Annotated in this window: 27 protein-coding genes; 8 read left to right on the top strand and 19 right to left on the bottom strand. The window is 61.2% G+C overall.

Annotated features, from left to right (window positions below; genetic code table 11):
* Positions 1 to 185 precede the first annotated feature (185 nt).
* From ACFC25_RS09650 to ACFC25_RS09620, 7 genes are all read right to left on the bottom strand, one after another.
* Positions 186 to 1,457, bottom strand: a complete 1,272-nt coding sequence (locus ACFC25_RS09650; protein ID WP_376044932.1) for a restriction endonuclease subunit S — start codon at positions 1,455 to 1,457, stop codon at positions 186 to 188.
* Entirely contained in the window at positions 1,454 to 4,219 is a 2,766-nt protein-coding gene (locus ACFC25_RS09645) for a DEAD/DEAH box helicase family protein (RefSeq protein WP_376044931.1), read from the bottom strand. The genes ACFC25_RS09650 and ACFC25_RS09645 overlap by 4 nt, the downstream gene beginning before the upstream one ends.
* A gap of 329 nt (positions 4,220 to 4,548) precedes the next feature.
* Positions 4,549 to 5,199 (bottom strand): helicase associated domain-containing protein, encoded by a 651-nt coding sequence (locus ACFC25_RS09640; protein ID WP_376044930.1) that lies wholly within the window; start codon positions 5,197 to 5,199, stop codon positions 4,549 to 4,551.
* Positions 5,186 to 5,470 (bottom strand): hypothetical protein, encoded by a 285-nt coding sequence (locus tag ACFC25_RS09635; RefSeq protein ID WP_376044929.1) that lies wholly within the window; start codon positions 5,468 to 5,470, stop codon positions 5,186 to 5,188. Before ACFC25_RS09635 ends, ACFC25_RS09640 begins: the two co-directional genes overlap by 14 nt.
* Positions 5,467 to 5,886 (bottom strand): hypothetical protein, encoded by a 420-nt coding sequence (locus tag ACFC25_RS09630; protein ID WP_376044928.1) that lies wholly within the window; start codon positions 5,884 to 5,886, stop codon positions 5,467 to 5,469. Before ACFC25_RS09630 ends, ACFC25_RS09635 begins: the two co-directional genes overlap by 4 nt.
* A 6-nt stretch (positions 5,887 to 5,892) precedes the next feature.
* A complete protein-coding gene (locus ACFC25_RS09625; protein WP_376044927.1) occupies positions 5,893 to 6,207 on the bottom strand; it encodes a hypothetical protein in 315 nt (104 codons plus the stop codon).
* Positions 6,188 to 6,520 carry a hypothetical protein gene (locus ACFC25_RS09620; RefSeq protein ID WP_310168171.1) on the bottom strand — a complete coding sequence of 111 codons (333 nt, stop codon included), beginning with the start codon at positions 6,518 to 6,520 and terminating at the stop codon, positions 6,188 to 6,190. The genes ACFC25_RS09625 and ACFC25_RS09620 overlap by 20 nt, the downstream gene beginning before the upstream one ends.
* A 654-nt stretch (positions 6,521 to 7,174) precedes the next feature.
* On the opposite strand from ACFC25_RS09620, the gene ACFC25_RS09615 reads away from it, so the two are divergent.
* Positions 7,175 to 7,837 (top strand): CFI-box-CTERM domain-containing protein, encoded by a 663-nt coding sequence (locus ACFC25_RS09615; protein WP_376044926.1) that lies wholly within the window; start codon positions 7,175 to 7,177, stop codon positions 7,835 to 7,837.
* Between the two features lie 463 nt (positions 7,838 to 8,300).
* Here the strand turns inward: ACFC25_RS09615 and ACFC25_RS09610 are convergent, their stop codons facing one another.
* From ACFC25_RS09610 to ACFC25_RS09585, 6 genes are all read right to left on the bottom strand, one after another.
* Positions 8,301 to 8,675 carry a DUF6262 family protein gene (locus ACFC25_RS09610; protein WP_376044925.1) on the bottom strand — a complete coding sequence of 125 codons (375 nt, stop codon included), beginning with the start codon at positions 8,673 to 8,675 and terminating at the stop codon, positions 8,301 to 8,303.
* On the bottom strand, positions 8,665 to 8,964 hold the full coding sequence (locus ACFC25_RS09605) for a hypothetical protein (protein WP_376044924.1): 300 nt from the start codon (positions 8,962 to 8,964) through the stop codon (positions 8,665 to 8,667). The genes ACFC25_RS09610 and ACFC25_RS09605 overlap by 11 nt, the downstream gene beginning before the upstream one ends.
* Entirely contained in the window at positions 8,961 to 10,595 is a 1,635-nt protein-coding gene (locus ACFC25_RS09600; RefSeq protein WP_376044923.1) for a tyrosine-type recombinase/integrase, read from the bottom strand. Before ACFC25_RS09600 ends, ACFC25_RS09605 begins: the two co-directional genes overlap by 4 nt.
* Positions 10,582 to 11,727, bottom strand: a complete 1,146-nt coding sequence (locus ACFC25_RS09595) for a tyrosine-type recombinase/integrase (RefSeq protein ID WP_376044922.1) — start codon at positions 11,725 to 11,727, stop codon at positions 10,582 to 10,584. The genes ACFC25_RS09600 and ACFC25_RS09595 overlap by 14 nt, the downstream gene beginning before the upstream one ends.
* A 433-nt stretch (positions 11,728 to 12,160) precedes the next feature.
* Complete coding sequence (locus tag ACFC25_RS09590; RefSeq protein WP_376044921.1) at positions 12,161 to 13,513, bottom strand: MFS transporter; 1,353 nt, start codon at positions 13,511 to 13,513, stop codon at positions 12,161 to 12,163.
* A complete protein-coding gene (locus ACFC25_RS09585) occupies positions 13,510 to 14,787 on the bottom strand; it encodes a lyase family protein (RefSeq protein WP_376044920.1) in 1,278 nt (425 codons plus the stop codon). Before ACFC25_RS09585 ends, ACFC25_RS09590 begins: the two co-directional genes overlap by 4 nt.
* A 175-nt stretch (positions 14,788 to 14,962) precedes the next feature.
* Here ACFC25_RS09585 and ACFC25_RS09580 point away from each other — a divergent pair, with 175 nt between their 5' ends.
* The 3 genes from ACFC25_RS09580 to ACFC25_RS09570 all read left to right on the top strand — a co-directional run bounded on the left by ACFC25_RS09580 (position 14,963) and on the right by ACFC25_RS09570 (position 17,396).
* Positions 14,963 to 15,727 carry an IclR family transcriptional regulator gene (locus ACFC25_RS09580; RefSeq protein WP_376044919.1) on the top strand — a complete coding sequence of 255 codons (765 nt, stop codon included), beginning with the start codon at positions 14,963 to 14,965 and terminating at the stop codon, positions 15,725 to 15,727.
* Positions 15,728 to 16,053: 326 nt separating this feature from the next.
* Positions 16,054 to 16,536, top strand: coding sequence for a transposase (locus ACFC25_RS09575; protein ID WP_376044918.1), 483 nt, complete (start codon positions 16,054 to 16,056; stop codon positions 16,534 to 16,536).
* Positions 16,491 to 17,396, top strand: a complete 906-nt coding sequence (locus ACFC25_RS09570; RefSeq protein WP_376044917.1) for an IS3 family transposase — start codon at positions 16,491 to 16,493, stop codon at positions 17,394 to 17,396. The genes ACFC25_RS09575 and ACFC25_RS09570 overlap by 46 nt, the downstream gene beginning before the upstream one ends.
* Here ACFC25_RS09570 and ACFC25_RS09565 read toward each other — a convergent pair.
* Both ACFC25_RS09565 and ACFC25_RS09560 read right to left on the bottom strand, forming a co-directional pair.
* Positions 17,347 to 18,420 carry an IS30 family transposase gene (locus ACFC25_RS09565; RefSeq protein ID WP_376044916.1) on the bottom strand — a complete coding sequence of 358 codons (1,074 nt, stop codon included), beginning with the start codon at positions 18,418 to 18,420 and terminating at the stop codon, positions 17,347 to 17,349. The two genes, ACFC25_RS09570 and ACFC25_RS09565, sit on opposite strands and share 50 nt — an antisense overlap.
* 198 nt (positions 18,421 to 18,618) lie before the next feature.
* A complete protein-coding gene (locus tag ACFC25_RS09560; RefSeq protein ID WP_376044915.1) occupies positions 18,619 to 18,774 on the bottom strand; it encodes a hypothetical protein in 156 nt (51 codons plus the stop codon).
* Positions 18,775 to 18,830: 56 nt separating this feature from the next.
* Between ACFC25_RS09560 and ACFC25_RS09555 the strand changes: the two genes are divergently transcribed.
* Positions 18,831 to 19,148, top strand: coding sequence for a hypothetical protein (locus tag ACFC25_RS09555; RefSeq protein WP_376044914.1), 318 nt, complete (start codon positions 18,831 to 18,833; stop codon positions 19,146 to 19,148).
* 147 nt (positions 19,149 to 19,295) lie between these two features.
* Here ACFC25_RS09555 and ACFC25_RS09550 read toward each other — a convergent pair whose 3' ends face one another.
* Both ACFC25_RS09550 and ACFC25_RS09545 read right to left on the bottom strand, forming a co-directional pair.
* The gene (locus ACFC25_RS09550) at positions 19,296 to 19,460 is read right to left on the bottom strand and encodes a hypothetical protein (RefSeq protein ID WP_376044913.1); all 165 of its coding nucleotides are present in this window, start codon (positions 19,458 to 19,460) and stop codon (positions 19,296 to 19,298) included.
* Positions 19,461 to 19,626: 166 nt separating this feature from the next.
* Complete coding sequence (locus ACFC25_RS09545; RefSeq protein WP_376044912.1) at positions 19,627 to 20,469, bottom strand: oxidoreductase; 843 nt, start codon at positions 20,467 to 20,469, stop codon at positions 19,627 to 19,629.
* Between the two features lie 102 nt (positions 20,470 to 20,571).
* Between ACFC25_RS09545 and ACFC25_RS09540 the strand changes: the two genes are divergently transcribed.
* A complete protein-coding gene (locus ACFC25_RS09540; RefSeq protein ID WP_376044911.1) occupies positions 20,572 to 21,159 on the top strand; it encodes a TetR/AcrR family transcriptional regulator in 588 nt (195 codons plus the stop codon).
* A gap of 831 nt (positions 21,160 to 21,990) precedes the next feature.
* Here the strand turns inward: ACFC25_RS09540 and ACFC25_RS09535 are convergent.
* Positions 21,991 to 22,230 (bottom strand): hypothetical protein, encoded by a 240-nt coding sequence (locus ACFC25_RS09535; RefSeq protein ID WP_376044910.1) that lies wholly within the window; start codon positions 22,228 to 22,230, stop codon positions 21,991 to 21,993.
* Between the two features lie 27 nt (positions 22,231 to 22,257).
* Positions 22,258 to 22,554: a hypothetical protein gene (locus tag ACFC25_RS09530; protein ID WP_376044909.1), complete on the bottom strand. Its 297-nt coding sequence runs from the start codon at positions 22,552 to 22,554 to the stop codon at positions 22,258 to 22,260.
* Between the two features lie 485 nt (positions 22,555 to 23,039).
* Here ACFC25_RS09530 and ACFC25_RS09525 point away from each other — a divergent pair, with 485 nt between their 5' ends.
* Positions 23,040 to 23,471, top strand: coding sequence for a hypothetical protein (locus ACFC25_RS09525; protein ID WP_376044908.1), 432 nt, complete (start codon positions 23,040 to 23,042; stop codon positions 23,469 to 23,471).
* A 78-nt stretch (positions 23,472 to 23,549) separates the two neighbouring features.
* The gene (locus ACFC25_RS09520) at positions 23,550 to 23,900 is read left to right on the top strand and encodes a hypothetical protein (protein ID WP_376044907.1); all 351 of its coding nucleotides are present in this window, start codon (positions 23,550 to 23,552) and stop codon (positions 23,898 to 23,900) included.
* Positions 23,901 to 24,019 lie beyond the last annotated feature (119 nt).

Genomic DNA, 24,019 nt, shown 5'->3' with positions numbered 1-24,019 from the left:
GTAGTTCTCCTGTTTGCTGTAGTGAATTGGTTGAAACGTGCCGGGCGTCAAAGGGTCTCGAAGTAGTCCCTCGTCGAGCTCGGTAGAGCGTTACGGTCTGATCTACCCTGAACGCACGCCGTATGAGGCGAGCAGCTCGGCCAAACGCTGGCCACGATCAGTTCGATGCGTGCGTTAATGCATGCTCATGCAGTCACCAGCGGCTCCGAGTAACCGTCTCGGGCATCAGTTAGCTCCTCGATGACTTCCTGATCGGTATGTCGGCCGGTCAGCTTCCCGCTGAACGCCGCAGTGAGCACCGCCTGGCGAAGGGCTGTCGCGCCTTTCTGCGCAGCGGCGATCGCCGAGGTCAGTTGTGCGCCTGCGTCTGCGATCTCTTGGAGTCGCAATAGCTTGTCCGATTGGAACTCGATACTCGGACAAGGCAGCAATAATGAATCAAGTTTCTTGAGTCCGAGATTGTGTTGACCAGCGCTCGAAGCCGCCATTTGTTCGATCGTGGCACGTACCTGAGGAGTCTGCAATGCGAAATGAACCCATAGGGGAATCACTCTCGACAGGTTCACTCGATACCGGATTAGGTATGAGGCAAAGGCTGCAGTCCAGTCGCCATCCACCACCGCTGAACGTCCAATGAGGTCCTTGCTGCCATTCGTCCGGACGATAAGGATGTCACCCTTCTTGAGGAGAAGGTTCGTGAGGTCGACTGTCGTATCCTCGGCGCGTTTCTGATCGGATAGATCGATTCCCCCCGCAACGAGGTTGGGGATGCGCACGACGGGAAGTCCCTCTCCAGAGGCTGTGCATTTTGTTGACGTCCCATATCGTGCATCCGTGGCAAGCTCTGCAAGCCGGACCTTCGGACCCGTGATCTCGTTGTGAAGTGCTGATTGCCACATGTTCGCCACTCGGCGACTTGCATTCGCCGCTGCTTGCTGTGCGGCGGAGACACGGGACAGTTGGTCTTCGAGGGTCTCCACAATCCGCCGCTGCTCAGTTAGGGAGGGAACTGGCAGTTCGAATTTGTAAAGCCGCGGCATCTCTATAGATGCCACGGTGGTTCCGGTCTTGCGTGTGGTGCGAAGCAGTTGAGTTTCGAACGCTCGGAGTCCCCACGCGATCCAGCGAGCGTCGACGTCGTGGTTCGGGGTTACCGCCTTCATATCCTGGTTGAGCGTGGTTTCGAAGGGCACTATCGCGACGGGGAGAGTTCGCTCCAGGATTCCAGAACGCACAACGATAGCAACGGAGTTTGCAGGTACGGGACGTACCGGTGAGCCAGCGACTGCCGCCGGAGTGATGTGGTCCTCAGTGTCGGCGAGTACGGGTGGGCCCATATCCTTCGGACTGAGCCATGGGATTGACCCGTTGTTCCAAAACTCCGGCCGCGATTTCGACGGCGTGCCGCCGCCAATCCATTGACCTATGTCTTTGAGCGGTCGTTGCTCCCAATTCATGCGGTGAGTTCCATGTTGAGATCGTCGAGAAGGGTGCCTGCCCGGTCGCCGAGGTCGCGGAGGGCGCCGTCGACGCCGCCGCGTTCGGTGAATGGCGATCGATCGAGATCCTCGACGGTAATTCCTGCGGAAGCTGCGATCACTTCGACCATGCGGTCTAGCCACCACCTTTCATTGTGCGAGAACTCGGTCCCGTGCTGTTTCTGCTGAGTCAGCCACCCAGCGTACCGTTCACGCACACGGTCGGCGTACGGCACTAACTCGTCATCAACGCCGACCGTATAGCGTAGCAGCGACACTAGGTCGGTGAGGGTGTGCCGGTCGCTGTGCCGCACGCGGCTGGCATACAGCACCTCATAGGCGTTCCAAATGATGTCGGGGGTCCAGTTGTGTGGGGGCCTGCTGATTCGGTTGGCGAGCTCTTGGATGTCGGCGAAGGCGATACGCCCTTCACGGGCTTCGCCAAGCAGTTGGATCGCTGTGATCTCGTCGCGATGCTCGTCGAGGTAGGCTCGCCAGGAGTCGACGATCGAGCGCGCCCGACTGGTGTCTACGACGCCGCCCGCTTCGACGAGCCTGTCGGCGTTGACCTCGTCGATGACCCGGTCGTGGGTGGCGCGAAGTTCGAGGATGCGGTTACGTAGTTCGGGGTTCGCGGCGAGCGGCTTGATGGCGGCGTTTAGGAGTTGCTGCACTGCTCCGACCGGATCGACCGCTCCCGCGGCCGACAGCGCCTGGGTATCTGGATCGACCGCGTCCACTAGCCCCCGCACTAGGTCCCGCATCGGTATCCCCGCAACAGTATCGAGCTCACCGCGCTCAGCATGTGTGAGGTCGAGCTCAAGCTTCGCTAGCCGTGAGGCGAGCGTGGCGGTTTCGTTCTCGGTGAGGGATAGCGCCGCTGCCTTGTCGAGCAGCTTCTTGAGCGAGATGCCCTTGTCCCGATTGAGCGGCGGGTCGACGAAGTCGTGCTCCGTAACTCCAACCGCGTCGACGATGACGAACCGGGTCTTGGTCGACGCGTCAGGTGTGACAGACTGGAAGTCCGCGGGTGCAATGGTGCGGGCGCCCCGGCCCTTCATCTGCTCGAAGTACTGCGCCGATCGGACATCGCGCATGAAGAACACGCACTCCAGCGGTTTGACGTCGGTACCGGTGGCGATCATGTCGACGGTGACCGCAATGCGGAGGCTGGGGGAGGTCCTGAAAGCCTGCAGCTGACCCTTGGGGTCGCGCGCGTTATAAGTGATCTTGGCAGCGAAGTCGTTACCCCTGCCGAAGACCTCACGCACCGTAGTGACAATTTCCTCGGCGTGCGCGTCGTCCTTGGCAAAGATCAGTGTTTTGGGCACAGTCGAGCGGCCCGGGAAAATCTCGGTAAATAGCCGATCGCGGAAGGTTTCCAGTACCAGCCGGATCTGGCTCTTGGCGGTGACAGCGCGGTCGAGCTGCTTGTGCGTGTACTCGTAGTCCTCTTCGATCGCTTCAAGGCGCTCCTTGCGAGTGCGCCGGTCGACCTTGGGCACAATCGTGCCGGCTTCGATGCGGCCGCCGCGCTCGGAGATCTCAGTGCGGATGCGATAGAGGTCGAAGTCGACGTTGACACGATCCGCGACCGACTGCGGGTACGTGTACTCCGACACGAGGTTCTGCCGGAAGAACGCGAACGTCTGCTTGCCAGGAGTGGCGGTCAGGCCAACAACATGTGCATCGAAGTACTCGAGCACGCCCCTCCAAACTCCATAAATCGAGCGGTGCGCCTCGTCAACGATCACCAAATCGAACGTCTCGGGTGGTAGCTGCGAGTTGTAGGCGACAGTGACCGGGGCGTCCGGCACGAAGTCGTCCAGACCCGGGTCGTCATCGGCGGTCACCTCGTCGCCCTGAAGCGCCCTGAAAACGCGCTGGATCGTGGAGATCACGACGTTGCTGCTTCCGAGCATGCCGGCGCTGGTGAGCTTGTCGACGTTGTAGATTTCAGTGAACCGCCGCCCGTCTCCGGGAGTCTGATAGTTCTGGAACTCTGCCGACGTCTGGTCAGCCAGGTTGTTGCGGTCGACCAGGAACAGGATCCGCTGGAACCCACCAAATTTCAGCAGCCGGTACGAGCTCGTGACCGCGGTGAAGGTCTTGCCGGCACCGGTCGCCATCTGCACCAGAGAGCGGTCGTGGTGTTGGGCGGCGAGCGACTGCTCCACTCCGTGGATTGCGGTGATCTGGGCTGGCCTCAGTGCGATTGTGTCCAACGCAGGGAGGTGCCGGACTTTGGCCCGCCATGTGGGCGCGGCGGGGTCGCTCTCCGCGTCGCGCAGGATCCGAGCCAGTGTCTCCGCTTTGGGGAAATTGAAGAGTCGGCGTGCGCGAGGGTCGGGGTCGTAACCATTGGTGAAGTGGGTCTCGGTGCCGCTCGCTTCGAAGACGAAAGGCAACCGGCCGTCGTGTGTCAGAGCCTTGAGCCGTACATCGGGGGGCAGCCCCTCGGCATACATGGCGGACTGCCACTCCACGCCGCTTAGTGTTGTGCCCTGAGGTTTTGCCTCGATCACACCGACAGCACGCTGATCAACGTACAACAAATAGTCCACGCGGCCATGGCCTGGTTTCATGACGACCTCACGGCACGCCACGCCCTGGGCGGCAAACAAGTTGAGGTTCCGCTTGTCCTGTACGGACCAACCTGCCTCAGCGAGTTGCCGGTCGATGAGCACCCGCGCACGTGCCTCCGCCGCGAGCCGATCTGCGTCCCCCTGCTGCACCTTCATAGTGTTATGCACGTTACCCCGGGAAAGCGCAGCAGTGCTCCAAATGAAGGTTGGAGTCTGACATATGCTCTGGGGGTTGCCCTGTGCCGGCGTAATCTGCGCAGGGCCGGAACGAAATTAGACGACGTAGGTCGGCCCCGATCAGGCACTTTGAGGGGTATCAGATCATTCTGACGGCTCCTGCGGCAATGGCTTCCACAAGGTTCTGGCGGGTATTGGAGGCAGCCTGGGTGACCGTAGGGGCAGCGGCCTGGAGACGGCGGATCTCCGCGAGGCGCTCCAACAATCGAGGTGTGCCCGTGGTCGCGTGATAGTACGCCTCACGGGATTTATGCGCGGGGCTTGCGCCCGCGCACCCTCCCGGCCCGCCATCCGGGATGATTGGTGTTCAGCTGCGTTTCCTTGTCCTGGTCCAGTTCGCGGGATCGGTGCTTCATCCGTTGGATGTGTAGCCAGATGCCCAAGGTCCGCTCATGTTCGTCGTCAGTCTTTTTGTGCCTGAGCCAGTCGTTGCCAGCTGCCATGTAGTCCATCAGCTCGGCCAGGCGCTGGTGCCACCGTGCTTCATCCCTGGTCTTGCGGTCCGGCTGTTGATCCCAGCCGGGAATTGCCTTCAAGCCTTCCCTATAGATGCGGGAGAGGGCGCCCCGGTCCGCGTCCTGCCGCCGTCGCTGGAGCCACACGGCCAGTGCCCGTTCCCCGGGGGATTTGGCCTTGAAGGGGAGTCTGCCCTCCGTTTTGTAGAGGGCGATGAGGGCTTCCATGTTCCGCAACCCCGCGCCGGAAGGCTGGACCGGTGCGCCGGCCGCCGCCCGATGTTCATCCCGGATGGATGGGTCGGCCTTGGCGGCGATGTGGAGGTGGTAGCGGACGGTGCTTTTTCCTACGCCTGCTGCGGCAGCGATCGCCGGCGAAGGGATGCCTTGCCGGTACATATGCACCCATTCCGGATGCGGGGCGGGGCGCTTAACTTCCGTCATCGAGGCTTTCCAGCAGCTCCACCTCCAAGGCATCCAGCAGCTGCCCCGCCGGGACGTTCAGCTGTCTGGCCAAGGTGTCCAAGGCGATGAAATGCTGGCGGGCCAGGGCGATTGCCAGCTCTGTCGCGGCGGCGGGGCCGTTGCGTTCCACTAGGCCGGCGATGTATTCGCTCATTCGGCCGGTCATTTCGCTGGGACCTTCTGATTCTTCGGCCGCGATCCGCGTCAGCACGACCGCGGCGAGGCCGGCGTGATCGTAGAGAAGGCTCATGCCCCAACGCTACGCGACCGGTTGGCCGCAGATAACTGTTCCTTTCCGAGGGTTTCCAGGGAACGAAACAGAGGCTGCGGGTCGCTGCCCAGGAGGTCAACGGGGCGGGATCCTGCGAGGCTGGACGACGGTGTAACCATCCAGACGGTGAAGTAGTTGTGGGGGATTTTCAGTTCCATCGCCCGTTTGAAAAGGTCTACCACCGTCGGGTGGAGCTGTCCGCCGGCGAGGAACTGGAATCCCGGGCAGAAGGTCCCCTCGTCAATAAAGACGCGGACGAGCTGCTGCATCACCGGTTCCGGGTCTTCCATGAGCTCGGACAGGCGGCTGCTGATCTGCTCCAGGGAAGGCAGGGCAAATTCTGCCCCGATGGCCGCCCATATCTGATCGCTGACCGGTTCGTTGTCGAGTTTCACTGCTGCCTAATAGCCATCAGCGATGGACTCCAGGAGCCACTGGCTGGACAGCGGATCACGGCGCAGCGTGAAGGTCCGCAGCGCGGAGTTCGAAGCCAGGCCAACCTGGACCCTCCAGTATTCGACGCTCACCATGTCCCCGACGCCCACTGCTGCCGTGCGTCTGGTGTCCCACCAGGACTCCCGGGCGAACCAGTGCACGGGATCGGCCATAACAGCCCAGATGCGGCCGTTGTACCTCACAGCCAGGGGGTGCCCGGCAGGGGTGAACCGGACGTCCACGGGGGCGTCCAGGGCTGTTTCACTTGCTGTTGCTGTCACGGCTGGTCCGCTCTCCCAAATTCCTGTTCATCATCTCTTCCCGGCGGGTTACCGCCGAGCTCCACACCCAGGTCCGGTACGTCACCGGCCCGTCCTTCCACGTCACTTCGGCCGCTTTCGCTGTCCAGGCGAACACTTCGCCGTCCACGAGCTCCGCGCAGTTCGGGAACCGGATCCACGCCTTCACCGGGATCCCGGGATACCCGTTTTTGGCCGGGAAGTGCTCGAAATCGAGCTCTTCCACGGTCAGCCCGATCGGGCCGGCACGCCGCGCATACTGCGCCTGCAACGCACTGGCTTGTTCCGGTCCCATAACACAACCTTAGAACATATATTCCCATTAGCTCTGGGCGCGCCTCTCCTTTTAGGGCACACGTTCTACAGTGAAGACACCTGTCCTTGAGGGGTCTGCAGCTTCTGAAGCCTTCAGGGGAGCTGTTGGAGCGCGCCCAATGCTGGAGATCAATGGCGACCTCCTGAAGACGCCTTGGTGTGTAGCATTTAGGGCCCTATGACCGGGCAGTTTTGCGTGCGGGTCATTCGGGAATGCAAGAACTTTTGGAAGGGCAGGAATTTTGATGAACGCTACCGAGGACGGAATAGCGGTCGGTGGAGGACCGGCTTACGGAACGGCTTGGCATCGCCTGAACGGTCCACTCGTTTCGGTACGGTATGACCATTCCGGCGATAAGAAATTTCCGTTGCGAGATAAGCTCGGCTTCTGCACCATGCGTGACTTCCTAGCTTCGACAGGCGAGTATTAGCCCATGACTAGCCTCGAGATTTAATGACGCCGCGCAGTCATACGGTTGTTAGCGGTCATGAAATCTCGAGGCTAGAACACAACAGCCCTGGATAGGGTGTGTGCGGGACACATCCGGGTGATCCCGAAATTGTGCTCTCCCGAAGGAGTCTGCTGCCGATGTTCCCACCCGAGATTCAACGGTGCCACTCTAAACTGCAACCGTTGCAGGCGAAGCTGATGGATGCCGGATCGAACTCGCAAGCTTCTGTTGCCCAGATCTACGAGTGGGACAGGCAGTGCTTCGTGATCGGTGTGGAGATGAATATTCTGACGAGGCAGTACGGTTTCCCCGACATCGAGTTGGGTGAAGCTGCCGGCCTCGCGGCGCTCCGCATGAGCGTGCTGATGGCTCTCCTGCGTCGGGCGCCAGATGGTGTTGTCTCCAAGGCGGAGTTACTCGACCGAATTGCGCAGTTGAAGGATCTGTACTCTACCGCCGAGAAGTACGCTTCCCGAGCTAATGCCTACAACCAACAGATAACAATTGAATATGGTGAGCGACTCGCGCAGCTCGCCGTATTCGAGCAGAACATTGACAAGTTTATGAGGCGGGAGACGAACCCGTTCACTCAGGGTGGGCGACAGGCGGCGAGCGGTGGGTGTTACATCGCGACTGCCGTGTACGGATCATATGAACATCCGTCCGTTATTGTTCTACGTCGGTTCAGAGACGATCGGCTTCAGACCTCAGCACTTGGTCGCGCGTTCGTCAGGGGCTACTACTGGGTCAGCCCGATTTTCGCCCGCTACTTCTCTTCTATCAGTTGGCTGAATCGCCGCGCTCGGAACCTCCTTGACCGATTCGTCAGGTATCTCGAGCGCTGATTCCATTAGTGGTTCTGAACGCTGTGGATACTCGATCAGCGTCGGCCTGACGATCGTTGCGGGCGCCTTCACTTTCGCTCATGCGTTGTTTCGGCCGATCTCGACGAAGGAGTCCAATCGGAACCGGCGCCTATCGCGGTTCGGGTCTTTCGTTACTCTGGGCAGCGCCGTGTGGACCGCACTCACCATCTGGGGCCTATCGCCCATAGCGGGAGCCGGTATTATCCTCGCTTGTTCGGTGCTAGCGTTCACATGTCTCCACGGTTGGTTTCGCATCGATGAGGAATAGCTCCGAGTCACCCCCGTATCTGCTGGGACGTCCGTCGGCCGTAGCAAGCTCTTCCTCGACGCTGCATGTTTGGCTCCCGGCTCCCTCGCCGCAGCAATTGAGCGGCGCTCTTCTTCTGCCTCGTACCGTCCCGCAGAGCCGATCAATTGCACTGACATCGGGAGCAGGGCAACGTCAACGTCGTGCCTCTCGGATCGCCCCGTGCGCCCGGGCCAGCCGGTCCTGCAGCCGGCGGTTCTCGTCCGTAAGCTGCCGGATGCGTTGATGGGCCAGCTGAAGCCGCCGATGCATGGACGTCTCGGACGCTCGAATAGACGACTCCGATGGTGACGTTTTATCCGGCCGTTTCCGCTGTTGAAGCTGCTCCAACAGGTCCGGTTGGGTGTAAAGCCAGGACCGTGACACCCCCGCTGTTCTGGCTAGCTCGCTGACGGTTGCGGGTTGTGTGGTTTGGTCCAGTTGCTTGAGCGCCTCCTCCACTTTTTGACGCGCTTTGTCTGATCGTTGGCGAGCGGCGGCCAGGAGGTGGTGGGTGTTGTCAGTTCGCATCTTTGAGGCTCCTGTCCCCGGTGCTTTGGATGGTGCCGATGATGCTTTCCAGGTTGGCCGCGACGCGTTGGTTCATTTCGACGACTCGCGTTTGCCCTGCCGTCTCGGCGTGGGCAATGAGCCGTTTCGTGGAGCGTAGATGGTCGAGATGTTCTGACAGGAAGTCGGGGGTGGTGACGAACACCGGGCAGGTCAGGCAGGCGTTGGCGTGCGGGCAAGTCTGCTGCAGTGGCAGTCCGCAGTAGCCGTTAGGCAGGGCCATGGTGACCCGGCCCAGGTTTTCCTTCATCCAGGCCGCGTCATTGATCGCGTCATCCTGGCCGGCACTGAGGGTTTCGCCGTGGATGTTGATCTTCCGCGCCTGCTCCCAGTGCGCCGGACGGTTTCGTCCTTGAGCCGCGCGTAGCGGGCGGTCATCTCGTGGGATTCGTGGTCCAGTAGCCGGCGAACCACCTCCTGTGGAACATCGGCGTTGATCAGCCGTGTGGCATAGGTGTGGCGGAGCTGGTGGGCTGTGAAGCGGAACGGATGGCCTTGTTCATCTCGGAGCCTGATTGTCGTCTGCCAGACCTGGATGTGGCCGGCGGCGGTTCCGGGGTTCCACGGCCGGTCGCCGGTTCGGGAGTGTGGGGCGGGGGCAAGGTAGCGGGCTTCCGGCATGACTGCTCGGACGGTAAGCGTCTGCTGGGTGATCGCGGCGGCGAGTTCGTCGTCGATCGGCAAGGTCGCCTCGCGCGACATCTTGTGGTTGAAGTAGCGCAGGTAGGGGGCGTTCTGGTTGTCGGTGAGGAGACAGTCGATTTCCAGGCGGTACGTATCGGAAAGGCGAAGCCCCGTGCGGATAAGTATTTGCATCATGAGCCGGTGCGGTTGCTCCAACCGCTCCAGCGCTTTGGGGTCTTCTATTTGTGCCATGACGAACTCGGGAAGTGCACGCGGCAGTGCTGCCGTGCGGCGGGGATGGTCGCCCATCCGGACTCCGGCAGATGCCGGGAGTGCTGGTTCCCAGTTGTTTTCGCGTATAGCCCTCAGGAACAAAGCGGTCGAGCTCAGGGAATAGCTTCGGCTGGCGGGACCGAGGCGGAGCCGAAGCAAGAGGTTGAGATAGACCTCGATGCTTTCGCGGGTGAAGTCCTGCACTGCGCCGTTGGCGCCGGCATGTTCAGTGAAGGCGTCAGCCAGCCGTAGAAGGGCTGTCATGTCCCGGTTGAGCTGGGAATAACTCGTGCCGGTGGAGATCCGCCAGCGCATGAACCTTTTCGCGAGCAACCTCAGCCACGGCTGCTCGATGGTGCTAAACCGCAACCTGCCCTGCTGGCCGATCCTGCCCCTGAACCCCATGACCTCAAGCCGCCAGAGATCGCGCTCAAACTCCGAGGACGCAGTTGGCGGTTCCAGGAAATGTTCCAGAGCCGATGACAGTGCCGCGTGCGTCCGCCGTACCGCCGATGGAGCATCGTGAAGTTGGGCGCTTTCTGCGCTGATCAATAGCGAGCCGGCATCCGTTTGTCTCAGCCGGCCTAGCAGGCTGCGGAGGTCCTGCAGGCGGAACCGTTGCCTCTCCCTGGGGTGGGATGCCAGGATCTGGATGGCCAACGCCAGCTCTATGCGCAGCCTTTCGGGCAAGTCGCCGAGATCTAACCTTTCAGGCCTGGTTACTGGTCCCGCCCGGGTCCTGAATTCCTCGAGACCGGGCTGGCCGAGTTTGTTCCACCGGTAGAGGTGTGTCTGGCAGAGCTGCTTGGTACTGAGGAATCGGACGCACCCTTCAATGCTGCACAGCGGGAACAGGTTCCCCGCCAGGTCGGAGTCATCGAGGACAATCACAGCGGCATCAAACCGGGGTGAAAGGGCTAGCCGCATCCGCGGCAGGGCGTCACCCTGGCCTGTGGAACCGCCCCTGACGTCACGTCGGGCCATCAGACGTCTCCTTTTTCAGCGGAGCGAAAGTGTCACCGTCGGTCTCTGGCCTGTCGGGTAGCCAACCTGCCGATGCCAGTGCCTTCCGCACGTGCCGGATGTCGAGGTGGGAATAGGTGTCGATCGTGGTCGCGACTGATGAGTGGCCCAGCAGTTTCTGGACCACCTCAGAAGGGACGTTCCGCCGAAGCAGGTCCGTGGCATACGTGTGGCGGAACTGGTGCGGTGTGAAGTGAAACCCCGTGCGGGCCCTCAGCCGGGAGACCAGATCAAGGACCGCCTGATAGGTCATCGGACGGCCCACGGGCTCCGACCAGAGGTTCACGAAGACATAGTCGCAGTCCAGCGTGCCGTACTCGTCGAATAGGTAATCGGCGAACATTCGCACCAGACCGGGCTGGACGGGAATGTCACGGTCGCCAGTCTTTGCCCTGGCGTTGTTGGCGTTCTGCCGGGACCGCACCCTGACGATGCACTCTGCGGAGTCAATATCCTCATGTCGAAGGCCAAGTGCTTCACCGATCCTCATCCCGGATCCAGCCAGCAGGGCGAAGAGCAACCGGTCCCGCAGGTGGTCGCACGCACTCAGGACTGCCGAAACTTGTTCTGCGCTGAGCGTCCGCGGTATCCGGGACGGCGTCCTCCGCTTCAGTCCCTGGCCAGGTCTGACCGAACCGGCAAGATGGGCAAGCAACGGCTTCCACGAACCCCCGCCCCGGCGACCCGACCCCGGTAGGAACTCCAGACGCTCCCCGTGTTGCTGATGAAACCGGTAGAACGAACCGACAGCGGATAACTTGCGATTGATGGTCGTCGCAGAACAATGCTCCGCCCGACCCGTCAGGCTCCGCAGTTGTCCCGACCGCTCGGCCGGTGCGAGGCGTAGCCAGTTAGCGAAACGACCAAAATCCTCCAACTGCACGTCTCGCCACCGAAGCTGGGAGTGCTCCAGAAAAGTGAAGAAGTCCCGCAGGTCGAAGGCATAAGACCTGACAGTCCCTGGCGACCGGTCCACCGCACCTAAGTGAGCAAGAAACCGGTCGACTGGAGCGACGACGTCATACGAGGGATCGGTGACAGTCCAGGACTCCTCTCCATCGGGCTTAATCACTCGTTGAACGGACCAGGACATGGCGGACTCCTTGGAATCAGAATCATGTGATCGGCATCCGTTCTAACAGGCTCAATCGACAGCTCCGTGAACTCGTGGACAACACTCCAGATAACGCTCCGCCCAAGTCGGCGCGACTGTCGTAGGCCGCCCGTAGGCTACGTCAAAGACATCCAGCCAAGGGCTGAAGGAAACATATATTCGAATAGACACGCCAATAAAATGCGGCCGGTTAAGCCGCAGGTGTTCAGTATGGGGGAGGGGTCTGACAACGAACGGGTTGTACCCAATGGGGACAGGGCGGTTTCCAACCAACGTCGCAACAGGTCTAGTTGTGAGCGTACTGGGGGACGCGTGCGTTCTAATACCAGTTCGGTGGGCATTTTCTGTAGAGACACGACAGCGGGGCCGCACCGTGAGGTGCGGCCCCGCTGTCTAGGGGGTATTCAAGCCACTAAACACGCCCTGCAGGATGCTTGATGTTAGTAGCCCGGTCGAGGGTTACCAATGATTCCCTCCGGGTTTCCGGCGCCCACAGCCAGCAGACCAAGCCGCCGATGATGAGGACGCCGACACAGGCGAAAAGGGCAACGTTGATGCCGAGACCAGCCAGGACGATCGGCAGCAGGAAGGTGCTGGCAGCTGAGCCGATGCGGCTGCCGGCGGTGACGATGCCCAGGCCGGAGGCGCGGATTTCGGTCGGGAATAGCTCGGGCGGGTAGATAAATTCCAGGTTCGCTGCGGCAGCTAGGACGAGGGCGAACGCTGCGAAGAGTATTACGGCCAGGACGGTACTGGATGGGGACAGGACGACCAGCGCGGCCAGAAGAAGGGCTCCGATGAAGAAGCTGCCAATGAGGAACAAACGGCGCGAGAGGCGGTCGACGATGATCATTCCGACGATGGCGCCGGTGAGCAGGAAGACGTTGTAGGTCGCTCCTGCGGCAAGGCTGTTGGTTGCGCCGAGGGCGGCCATGATCTGCGGTGCGAACGTCCCCAGCGCAAAGTACGGGATGACCTGGCAAACGTAGAAGACGACGCCAACGATCGTGCGGCGACGGTACTGGCTCGAGAAGAGTTCCCGGTAGCGGGTCTGCTTCCTGACACCGGCGACCGGCAGGGTCGGCATTTCCACGTTGGGCCCGGCGACCCGAGCAACGATCGCTGCGGCCTCTTTTGTCTTGCCCTTGAGTAGGAGCCAGAGAGGGGACTCAGGGATGCCGACACGGAATGCGAACACGATCAGTTCGGGAATGGCGCTTGCGATCAGCATGAAGCGCCACGGTTCATCTCCAATACCGGAGAGAAGGAACCCCGCCAGGTAGGCGAAAACATATCCGGCGGCCCAAGCCACGGCGAGCATGCTGAGGAGCTTGCCGCGGAAGTGACGTGGCGCGTGTTCGGTGACCAACGTTTTACTCACGACGTAATCGGCCCCAAGGACCAAACCGATAACCAGACGTATGGCAAGGAGTTGAAAGGCTTCTTGGATGAAGAACTGGGAGATTGACAGGCACGCGATCAAGAGCATGTCGAAGCGGAAGATCGGGCTGCGACCGATCCGGTCGGCGATGGGTCCGGTGATGACGGCTCCGAGGAACAGTCCGGACAGGGTGGCGGCTCCCAAGAGTCCGGTAAGAAGGGGAGTAAGCTGCAGATCCTGCTTGGCGGATGCAAGCACAATGCCGACGATGCCCAAGACAAATCCGTCGCTGAACTGACCCCCGGAGCCCGCGATGGCGACACGGACGTGGAAGCGGTTGAGGGGGATGTCCTCGTACTTGATTGATGTGGTTGTAGTGCTCATCGGGTTGCCTCCGTTCCGGCAGACCGGGCCTTCTTTACTTCCTTTGTCGTGGCGTCATATCCGTTTTCCGCTGCCATGACGACCCACCTGTCGAACCCTGCGTCGATGTTTTCGTGGAGTCGGCGTCCATCCCAGGCCAGGTCCTTGATGCATTTGCGTGCGAAGGTGTTCGCGCTGGCAGTCAGGTCTTCAAAGATGTTCAAGATGGAATCGACAATGACGGGTTCCATGATGTTTAGTTCCAGTTCGCCGGCAGCGACGGCGCATTCGACAGTGTGGGCGGCGCCGCGGATGCGGTAGCTGAGCTGCATGACGAATTCCGGGATCACCGGGTTGATCTTGCCGGGCATGATCGAGGAGCCTGCTTGGACCGCCGGGAGCGTGACTTCGCTGATTCCTCCGCCGGGTCCGGAAGAGAGGAACCGCAAATCGGCAGCGATTTTTGCCATGGTGATTGCAGCGCGCGCGCCAGCGGAAGCGATAGCGGCGTAGGGATCGAGGTGGGCCAGCGCGTCGACGAGATCCTCTGAACCCGTAAGCGGCCGACCTACGGCATTGCTCAGGTCCTGCACGCAGAGTTCGCGGTAGCCTCCAGGAGCGCCGATGCCGGTTCCCAGCACCGTTGCTCCGATCGGGATCGAATCCAATTCCGCTGTTGCTGCCCTAAGTCCCTCGGCTACTCGGCGGATGGCAGTGGCATGGGATCGATGAGTCTGGCCCACAGAAAGTAACACGGCGTCCTGAAGGCAGGTACGGCCGAGACGTTGGGTGGTTTCGTACTCGGATGCTTTGTCTTCGAATGCCTGGGCAAGCGCAGTAAGAGCTTCCAACGGGTTCCGGGAGAGTTCACTGATGGTCAACGCCATGGCCGTGGGATACGTGTCGTTAGTCGACTGGGAGGCATTGGCATGGTCGTTGGGGTGGATAGCGAGCCCGGCGATCTCTGAGGCTCGCGCGGCGATGACTTCATTGAAGTTCATGTTCGTGGTTGTCCCCCCGCCGCCGAGAACCAGAGCTGTAGGGAACTGGGACCGGTGCTGACCGGAAATGATTTCGCCGCACGCGGCTTCCAGCGCCTCGGCAATGGAGGGTATAAGGACTCCCAGCTTGGCATTGGAGCGAGCCGCAGCTGCTTTTACGAGCGCGTAGTTCCGCACGAAGGCGGGTACATCGGCTACGGTGCGGCCGGCGCCGCCGAAGTTGTCCACCGCGAGTTTTGACTGCTGGCCGTACAAGACCTGGCCGTTGGACGTCTCTGTCTGAAGGACCGTCATTTCTATACCTTTCAAGTGATGTGTACCACAATGCATTGAAGGTACGGCCGCAGAATCGGCTCCTCGAAATGATGTTGTTATGACAGCAACGGAAGTTTCTTTTTTCTAAAGGGAACAGCCATTCTTAGGGGAGAGCCTAGTTGCTCTAGCAGCAACATATTTAGGAGGGTGTGTCATGGCTGATAGTGCAGCTGAACGCGTGGCCGCGCTGCTCTTGGCGTTCGAAAACCCGGGACAAGCGGGTGGGGAGCATTCGGTCAGCGAGCTTGCCAGGGCGGTGGGTAGGGAACGCAGCCAAGTCTCGCGAATGTTGAAGGCACTCTCGCGAAGCGGTCTTGTCGAACAAGACCCGGATCGACGCACGTACCGACTGGGTTGGAACCTCCGGATTTTGTCTACCGGCGCCGGTAATTACCCGCTGGTTCTTGCCAGCAGGCCAGCGCTGCAGGCCTTGGTGGCGAAGACGGGGGAAGTTGCCCTCCTTTCCGTACAGGAAGGCAACCGATCGCTCACCGTGCTGCGTGAGGAGTCTCAACAGTCCCTGCAGGCGGGCGGATGGGTAGGCCGCCGTTCCCCTATGCACTGCACAGCATCCGGGCGGGCCCTGATGTTTGATTTCGATGAAGAACTCATTGAAACGCTCACGTCTTCCGACATGGAGATTCCGACGTCGGCCCCCGGCGCCCCGAAGAACCTCCCGTCGCTCCTGCAGAGAATTCATATTGAGCGCATTAGAGGCTACTCCGTTGCATCCGAGGAGGTTGAAATCGGCCTGACATCCATCGCAACACCCGTTCGTGATCGTATGGGCCATATCGCAGGGGTCCTCAACGTCTCGGCACCCACATCACGCATCATCAACAAATCAGACTCAATCGGGCATCTTCTCATCACTGCATCAAAGGCAATTACGCAGAACCTTGGATCTCGTCGGGTCTAAGGCTCGAGATTGGTGCGCCTTGAGAACCTCTCTTCTAAGGCTGTCGGTGTGGCGTCCAGGAGTCCTTTGTCTGTTGGCTTAGACGGCGCGTACCCGTGGAGGACCTTCTCGTTTGGCCACTGCCTGATATGCCGCGAACTTGGCGGATGCGCTGGACCAATCCAGGACGGCCCTGGGACGGCTGTTGATCTCATCAGCAGCGAATAAGACCTCTTCTGGTGTAACTGCGCTCAGGTCATCGCCCTTCCGGAAGTACTGGCGAAGCAATGGAGTGGTCCCCGGAAGTTGGACACCCAATCAAGGATCCTTCTTCAGGGAGTAGTCAGATGTACTTGAGAAGCACGTTGGGTCACTCCGATGCAGTGTCGGCTATTGAGTTGTTCGAGCAAGGGCTGACTGCGAAGTCCGCCGCGCTGACTCTTGATTTAGCACCCAACCCTGTCCAAATGTTGTATGAACGATGGCAGGTTCGAGGATCGGGTGCGCTGATGACAAGAGACCGTAAGCAGTACGACATCGAGACCAAGCTCTTGATCGTGCGGCGTCATCTTCAGGGCGTATCCGGACGCGTCCTGGCCAAGGAGTATGACCTTCCCTCTCCCGGCACCGTCACGAATTGGACCAGAATTTACCGGCGCGACGGTGAAGACGGCTTACGCCCGAAGAAGCGGGGCCGGCCACCAGTCAATCGCGAGAATCCACTACCCGAGAGCGAGGTCGAGCAACTCCGAAGGGAGAACGAGCGGTTACGTGCGGAGGTGGCGTGCCTGGGAAAATTGCGGGCCTTGAGGGCACAGGAACGACGCTGAAAGTTCAAGCGATCGATGATCTCAAGGCCCACCACCGGTTACCGCTGTTGCTGCACCTGGCAAAGATTCCCCGGTCCACGTTCTACGACCACCGCAACCGGCTCACCCGGCCGGATCGGCACGAGAAACTCAAAGAAGCCATTCGTCAGGTCTTCACGCAGGCGCGAAGCGCTTACGGGCATCGACGCGTCCTGGCCATGCTGCTGCGACAAGGATGGACAGTGTCGAAGAAGACCGTGCTGAAGCTCATGCGTGGGCTCGGCCTGCAAAGCCCGGTGCGTCGCCGGCGCAGATACAACTCCTTCCGCGGCGAGGTCGGTAAGACGGCTGATAACGTGTTGAACCGCCAGTTCGAGACTGCGGTCAAACACACCAAATGGGCCACCGACGTCACGGAGTTCACGGTGGGTACTTCCAAGGTTTACGTCTCACCGGTCCTTGATCTCCATGACAACCGGATCGTCTCTGTCATGGCAGGTCCGTCTCCGAGCGTCAAAATGGTCACCGATGGCCTTCGCAATGCGATCAGCGGCCTCGCTCCGAACGAGCGACCCCTGGTCCATTCAGATCAGGGATTTCAGTACCGGCATCCGCTCTGGCAGGACACGCTCCGCGAAGCCGGGCTGACTCAATCAATGTCCCGTAAGGGCACCTGCTTGGATAACGCCTCCATGGAAGGGTTCTTCAGCCACCTCAAAGAGGAATGGTTCCGGATCCAGCAACCCAGGACCATCGAGCAGTTCCACATCGGGCTAACCGAGTATCTGCGTTGGTGGAACAGCACCCGAATACAACGGAGACTCGGCTACCTCAGCCCCGACGAATACCTCGCCCACAAGCTCGCCCCCCGTAACGTTTAATTAGGAGTCCAACATTTAGGGACCACTCCAGCAAACCATTGGTGTTTTCATTCGACGCACGCTGCCAAGGGCTGGCTGGCTCGCAGAAGTACACGAGGGTTCCCAGCGCCGTAGTGACTTCGGCATGTTTGGCCATCTCTGATCCTCGATCCCACGTCAAGGTCCTCCGCAAGGTGTCCGGCATGACGCCGAGCTCCTCAATGAGTTGGTCACGCATGTTATCGGACCTGTTGCCGGGGCGGAGCGCAAAGGCGACGAGGAGCCGGGAAGAGCGTTCTACCAGCGTCACTATCGCTGATCGGTTCCCCTTTCCCATGATGAGGTCTCCCTCCCAATGCCCCGCTTCTTCTCTCGTCGCTATGTGGGCTGGGCGGTCACCAATCTTTAGAGCATCGGCAATGTACTGGCGGGGCTTCACCTTAGTTCTGGAGCGTGATCGCCTGCTGAACTTACCCGACCGCAGCAACCGGGCTGGCCCGACTGGAACGGGGCGGATACTCAGCTGGTAAAGCGCGCGGTAGAGTGTTTCGTGCACCAGATGCCGGTGCTTTTCTCCCGGAAACCGTTGCTTCAAGGCCCGGCAGACCTGTTGAGGGCTCCACCGCTTCGACAGGCACTCCACGACGTAATGCCGCAATTCGTCATCACCAGCAAGCTTGGCGAGCTTTGGTCTCGGCCTTCTCTTTTGTGCCAATTTCTGGGCGCGGAAGGGATGATAGCGACGCGAATCGGGACGATTGCGAGCCAATTCCCTGCTGATTGTGGACGGCGACCGCCCTAGATCGCGAGCGATGGATCGGATACCTGCCCGCACCAGCAACTGGTCGGCAATGTAGATGCGTTCGTCCTCTGACAAATAGCGGCTGGATACGGCTACCGCAGGAACAGCTTTCCGGGGCCGCGGATCCAAGCCCTGCTGCACCAAGCCCTCGACTCCATTGCGTCCATTCAACCAACGAAGGCCCGTGTTTTGGTTGATCCCAAGAATCCTGCATGCGGCCCGGTTGGAGTGTCCTTCTTTCATGAGCTGAACATACAAGGGCCTCATTTCAATCAGGCCTGGTGGTCCCATTTTCCTCGATCGGCGCGTCGAACTACGCATGAATCAACACCACTTTCAGTCAGTGTTGCGACGTTGGTTGGAAACCGGCCAGCTTTGAGCTGTGCGGAGGGCTCCACCTGCCCCCAGTGGGCATAACCCGTCCAACGCGACTTGCAGGGGTTACCGGTCTTGGATGTGCGGCGGGAGTTCCACGTCGGCCGGATCCAGCTCTGGTCTGGCCCGCACGAAAGACAGGGGATGCCGGAACGATTTGCGGGACCAGGCGACGTCGGCCGCGACTTCGACCACGAGCGGTTCGATCAGCGTCAGGTGCACCGGGCCTTTGTCCTTGCTGAATCTGTTCAGCGAGGTTTCGCTGATCTCTTCGGGCCATGGATGCCCGGGCTGCGCCGGGCGGAGCTGGCGGCCCAGCTCGCGCCCTGCACGTGTTGTCGGAGCTCCTCGGTGAGCAGGCTTACTCCCGGACCGGACTGGGTGCACCCCGCAACCACGCCGCCCTTGAGGAGCAGAACCAGACACTGCAGAACGAGATCCAGGAACTGCAGGCCAAGCTGCAGCACCAAGGGGAAGAACTAGGTGCCGCCCGGGAAGCCAACCGCCAGCTCATCGGTCAACTCAACAGGACAGCGGCAAGCGATGGTTTCGACGGCCGACGTGGCACGATCCAGCATCCGGTCATCCGGGACTGAGGTGACTCGCCTTGGACGTACTCTGACGTTGGAGCGGCCGCTGCTTCGCTGCCTTCCCTTTAAGTGGCGGGATGGTTCATTTCGGTTAGTTGTGCCCCTAGGCTTTCCTGGTACATCTACCAGGATGAACGGCGCTCCGTTGAAGGGTTAAAATTTGCGCCCGATGCCATCACCCCAGACCCAAAAGCCTGACCCGTTGGGCATCCACTCGCTGCCGAACCTGTCGTCGATGGAAATGAGACCGGCTTCCCCTGCTGCGGTGACCGCTGTGGCAAGCTCGCCCGTCTCTGGGTTGAACCAGTGGACGGGCATCCCTGTTGTCCGTACACCTGGCAGCCTCCCGTATTCCGGACCGTAGGTATTCCTCTGATGTGTGCGGCGAAGCAGGGCTCTCGTCGAGTCCTAGAGACACGAATGTCACATGACTCCAGTCGCAGAGTGTGTCGACGTGCGCGGTGTGTTTCTGGGCCGTGCGTGGTCAGTGGGCTCCGCTGGCGCGAAGGATCATTGCGTCATATGCCCGGTCGGGGAGGATGCTGCGGGTGAAGATGAGGGGCTTGGCGCCGAATCCGACGGCATAGCGCGTCTTGGGGCGGCGTGCGGTGGCCGCTTTGACGAGGATTCTGGCTACAAGCTCCGGGGGCGACGACAGCGTGGTGTTCTCAGCCCGGGCTGCCTTCGCTACCTTCGCGGCGTTGTCTGCGTACGCGCCTTTGCCGGACGTTTCGATCAGGTTCTCGGCGACGATGCCGTTAAATTCGGTGCGGATCGCGCCGGGTTCGATGATGACGACGTTGATGCCGAAAGGTTTTGTTTCCAGGCGGAGGCAGTCGCTGAAGGATTCGAGCGCGAACTTGGTGGCGTGGTACCAGGCGCCGAACGGGGTGTGGATTTTTCCACCCATGGAGGTGATGTTGATGATGGTGCCGCTCTTATGGGATCGCATCGACGGGAGCACGAGCTGGACTAGTCGAGCGGCGCCGAACACATTCACCTCGAACTGGCGGCGGGCTTCCTCAAGAGGAACGTCTTCTACGGCGCCGTAGGACCCGTAGCCGGCGTTGTTGACGAGAACGTCGATCCGGCCAGTTTCGGTAAGGATCTGGCGGACACCGTCACTGATCGATTCGTCGTCGGTGATGTCCATGGCAATGGTCTTGATGCCGTGAGCGCGGAGGTCATTCATACGGTCGGTGCGTCGGGCGACGCCGTAGACGAGGAATCCGGCTTCGTGCAGCTGGATGGCGAATGCGTGGCCCATTCCCGAGGATGCCCCGGTGACGAGTGCGACCTTTTTGGTGGTGGTGGTGGTGGTGGTCATGGTCTGATCCTTCGACTAAGTTGAACAGTAGTTCGAGTTTTATCTTGAACTACTGTTCGAGTAATTGCAAGTGGGACGATCAGCCATGACAGGATTAGCTCCGTGACTCAACCACCAGTAAAGCCGTTGCGCGCTGACGCACGGCGCAATCGCACGAAAATCCTGGAGGCTGCCCGAGCGCAGATCACCCTCCACGGTCCCGACGTCGGCATGGATGAGATCGCTGCTGCTGCGGGCGTTGCTGTCGGCACCCTTTACAGCCACTTCCCCACCAAGGTGCATCTCGTCGCGTCGGTTGTGAGCGAGTTCATAGCGCAGGTGGCGGATCGTAGCGAGACCGCAGCGGCGGCCGTGCGCGATGGCAGTCCCGCATACACCGAGCTCACCGCGCTCCTACGGGACATCGTCATCGCAACCGCGACCAACCAAGCCGCGAAAGCCGCCGCAGCCGCTCTCGACGCCGACGTGGGCGATGCATCAGACCTGCAACGAGCAGGCGCCGCCCTGCAGTCGATCATCAATCAAGCCCGCGTAGACCGCACCGTCCGCTCCGACCTGTCAATCGAGGACTTCTATCTCCTCGTCAGCAACATCCCCGCCGGCCAACCCACCGACACCCTCGACCGATGGATCGATCTCCTCCTTCACGGAATCGCGGCCCGAAGAGCCGAGACGACTTCCACGTCCTGAAGCGGATCGATTCTGGCTCGCCCAAATTGATCTGCGTGCGTAACTCGGGATCCACCACTGGCAGCCGCCCGCATTCTGAGGCGACACCATTTTGCTATGCGAGGCGTGGCTGAATAGCGTCAGTCTCGCGAGCGAACCCGTGGCGGGCATGAATCGAAGCGTCTGGAAGCCGCCTCTCGGGTTGGACATCCACTGCATCACGGACCTCGGCCGGCGGCAGTTCACCAGCGCATCGATGATCCGGACGGCAGTCGGCTCGTGACGATACTCGCTGAGCTGCTCTTGCAGCTGGTGTCGAACCGCACAACGAACACCCTCGCCGCGCTTATAGAGTTCCTCGCCACCGCGCTCTGGAAGGAGAGGTGCCTGACCGAGCCACGCGCCAATAACAGATTCAACGACCCGCTCGAGGCTGGGCTTGTCTTCCGGGTCCGAAGCGTCTCCGGTCCGGACATGCGGACGGGAACGGCTTTGGTAAGGGGGTGCTGGCCGGCGCCGGGCTCGTTGATGGACTCGGAGCCGAAATCGCCGGTCTCCTCACACCTCCGTTTGCTCCATGGTTGCGAGAACAGAATTCCTCTGGATACCCCTGCCATTTAGAGCAGACCTGTCCCTGTTGCGGCGCGGGACAGTGCGAAAAAGGATCATGCAGGCTGTCCCGTCTCAGCGGCAAGCCGACCCCCGAGCTAGCGCCCCCAGTCGCGGAAGGTGGCTGTTTCCTTCGCCAGCGCTGGTTGTTCTACCGCGGGGCGAAGCCGTCGGGGTGGTCCGGTATGAAGTCGTCATGCTCAGGTGAGCGACACCTGTCGCGCACTGACAACGGCACCTTAACTAGGCCAAAGTCAACGCGCTGGCGCTCACCCCAACAGAAATCCGTGTGAGTTCTTTGCCTTGCCGGGACCAGAGCGTCACCCCGTCAAAATTTATGAGGGCGATCGTCCGGTACCCGTCCCATTTGGGTTCCGCGTAGATCACGCCTGGCAGCGCGCCGGGTGGCGGGAATGTCTTGACGAGTTTCGCCAGGGCAACAGCAACCGGTGGTTGCAGAGCCGGCGGGATGGACTCGCTCATGGGCCCAGCCTAAAGGACGGGCCGTTTCTAGCGCTGCGGGCCGTCCTGGGTGCCCTCGGCGGTGTACTTCTGGGTGCGCCTTATGGTCTCCGCCATGGCCCGTACGGACTGCGGGTCGTCCTGCCAGCGGCTGCCGTCCCGCGTGCAGGCATTGAACGGCGTCACGCCTGCTTCCTTGGCCGCCTGCTGTAGTTCGGCCCACGCTGCTTCCAGGTCTGCCAGCTGCGCTGGTGACAGCGGCTCGCGTTCCGGGGCCACGACGACGGCGGAGGGTTCCGCTGCGGCCGGTGCCCTGCGCCGGGTGAAGAAGCTTCGCAGTCCCACAGTCCATCTGTCCTTCTGAAAAAGGTTGTCCCGCCTGGGATTGGGGGAACCAGACGGGACAATCTCACCGTACCAACCCAGCCTGACGAGTCTCAGGGCAAGTGCATCCTCGCAGGGCTCGCACCCGTTTGGGCGTCCGCTTCGCGGCCGGCTGTTGGGTCCAGGGCGCGCCGTCGCAGAGCTCCGGAAGCCCTGGCCCTGTTTGTCTACGACGTTTTCTGGTTGCTGTCCTTCGGATTCTAGGCGTCCGCTCCACCCCGTCTAGCCCCTCCTTCGTCGGGGCCTGCGGCAGGAATTTCCCTGCGGCGCTCCTTCGTCGCTGATTTCCTTCGGGAATTTCCCACACCTTGCCCTGCGGGTAGACAGGGCTCCGTCGGCCGCCGAGCAAGCAAGCTTGCCAGCAACCAAAAAACAACGGGGGGAAAGGGGAGCTGGCCGGTCACCTAAGCCGCCCCACACCCCCACGTCTCTGCAAGGACAAAACCATGAACGCAGTAAGCAAAAAGACCGTGACCCTCGCGGACACCGGGGAAACCATCGACGGCGTGACCGTGCTGGGTGACTACCACATGAACGGCGGCTACGACTGGATGGAACTGATCGAAGAGCACGGCTGGGCCGTGCTCTCCAGCTGGGGCTGTGACGGCTGGGACCTGGGCCAATGGCCCTACGTCATGGTGGCCGCTACCCGCACCGCTGACAGCATCGGCAACCTGTTCGGCATCGCCACCTACTGCGAGGGTGACGTGACGTGCACCTACTACCGGACGAAAGCCCGCCTGTGGGACGCCATCACGGAGCAAGCATTCTTCCACTGGAAGAACGGACAGGCCCAAGGCCCGGCCGACCTGCCGGAAGCCGCAGCCGAACTTCCCAGCCGGTACCGGATGCCCTACGCCGTGCGGGATGCCGCCTAACCAGCACTGACAACCGCTGTACTGCCCGGCCGGAGCCGGGCAGTACAGCACCCCAAAGGACTTCGAAGGAGCCAGCACATGAGCAACGACACCACCGCCCCCAGGGGCATCACCGCCCTGATCTACCGCGACGCCCTGGGCACAGACTTCTCGAACCGGGGCATCTCCGCCCGGGTCATGGAAGTAACCGTCATTGGCGAGGGCATCGACCCGATTTTCGAGGTCACCGAGGAACGGACCGCCGTCCGGCTCGTCAAGAACGAGCACTTCCACCGTGAGACCGCGGTCCACGCCGAGCCGGTCACCCCGGAAGGTGAACCCGCCCCGTGGTACATGTTCGGCGGAACGTTCATCTTCAGCAGTGACGCGAGGTTCCGCCGCGCAGCCGGACACTACGGAGCCGTCCCGTTGCACGACCGCCGCGAATAGGGCCGAGGGTGGCCGGTCTTTCGAGCCGGTCACCGCGGGGCGGTCCGCCGTCGTGGCCAGCTTGTGCTGGTGGTCGCCGGCGGCGGACCGCCAATACCGCAGTAACCAGGTGCCGGGTG

This window comes from Pseudarthrobacter sp. NPDC055928 (assembly GCF_042270935.1).
Taxonomy (GTDB): Bacteria; Actinomycetota; Actinomycetes; order Actinomycetales; family Micrococcaceae; genus Arthrobacter.
This window is presented reverse-complemented; position numbering and strand designations above follow the sequence as displayed.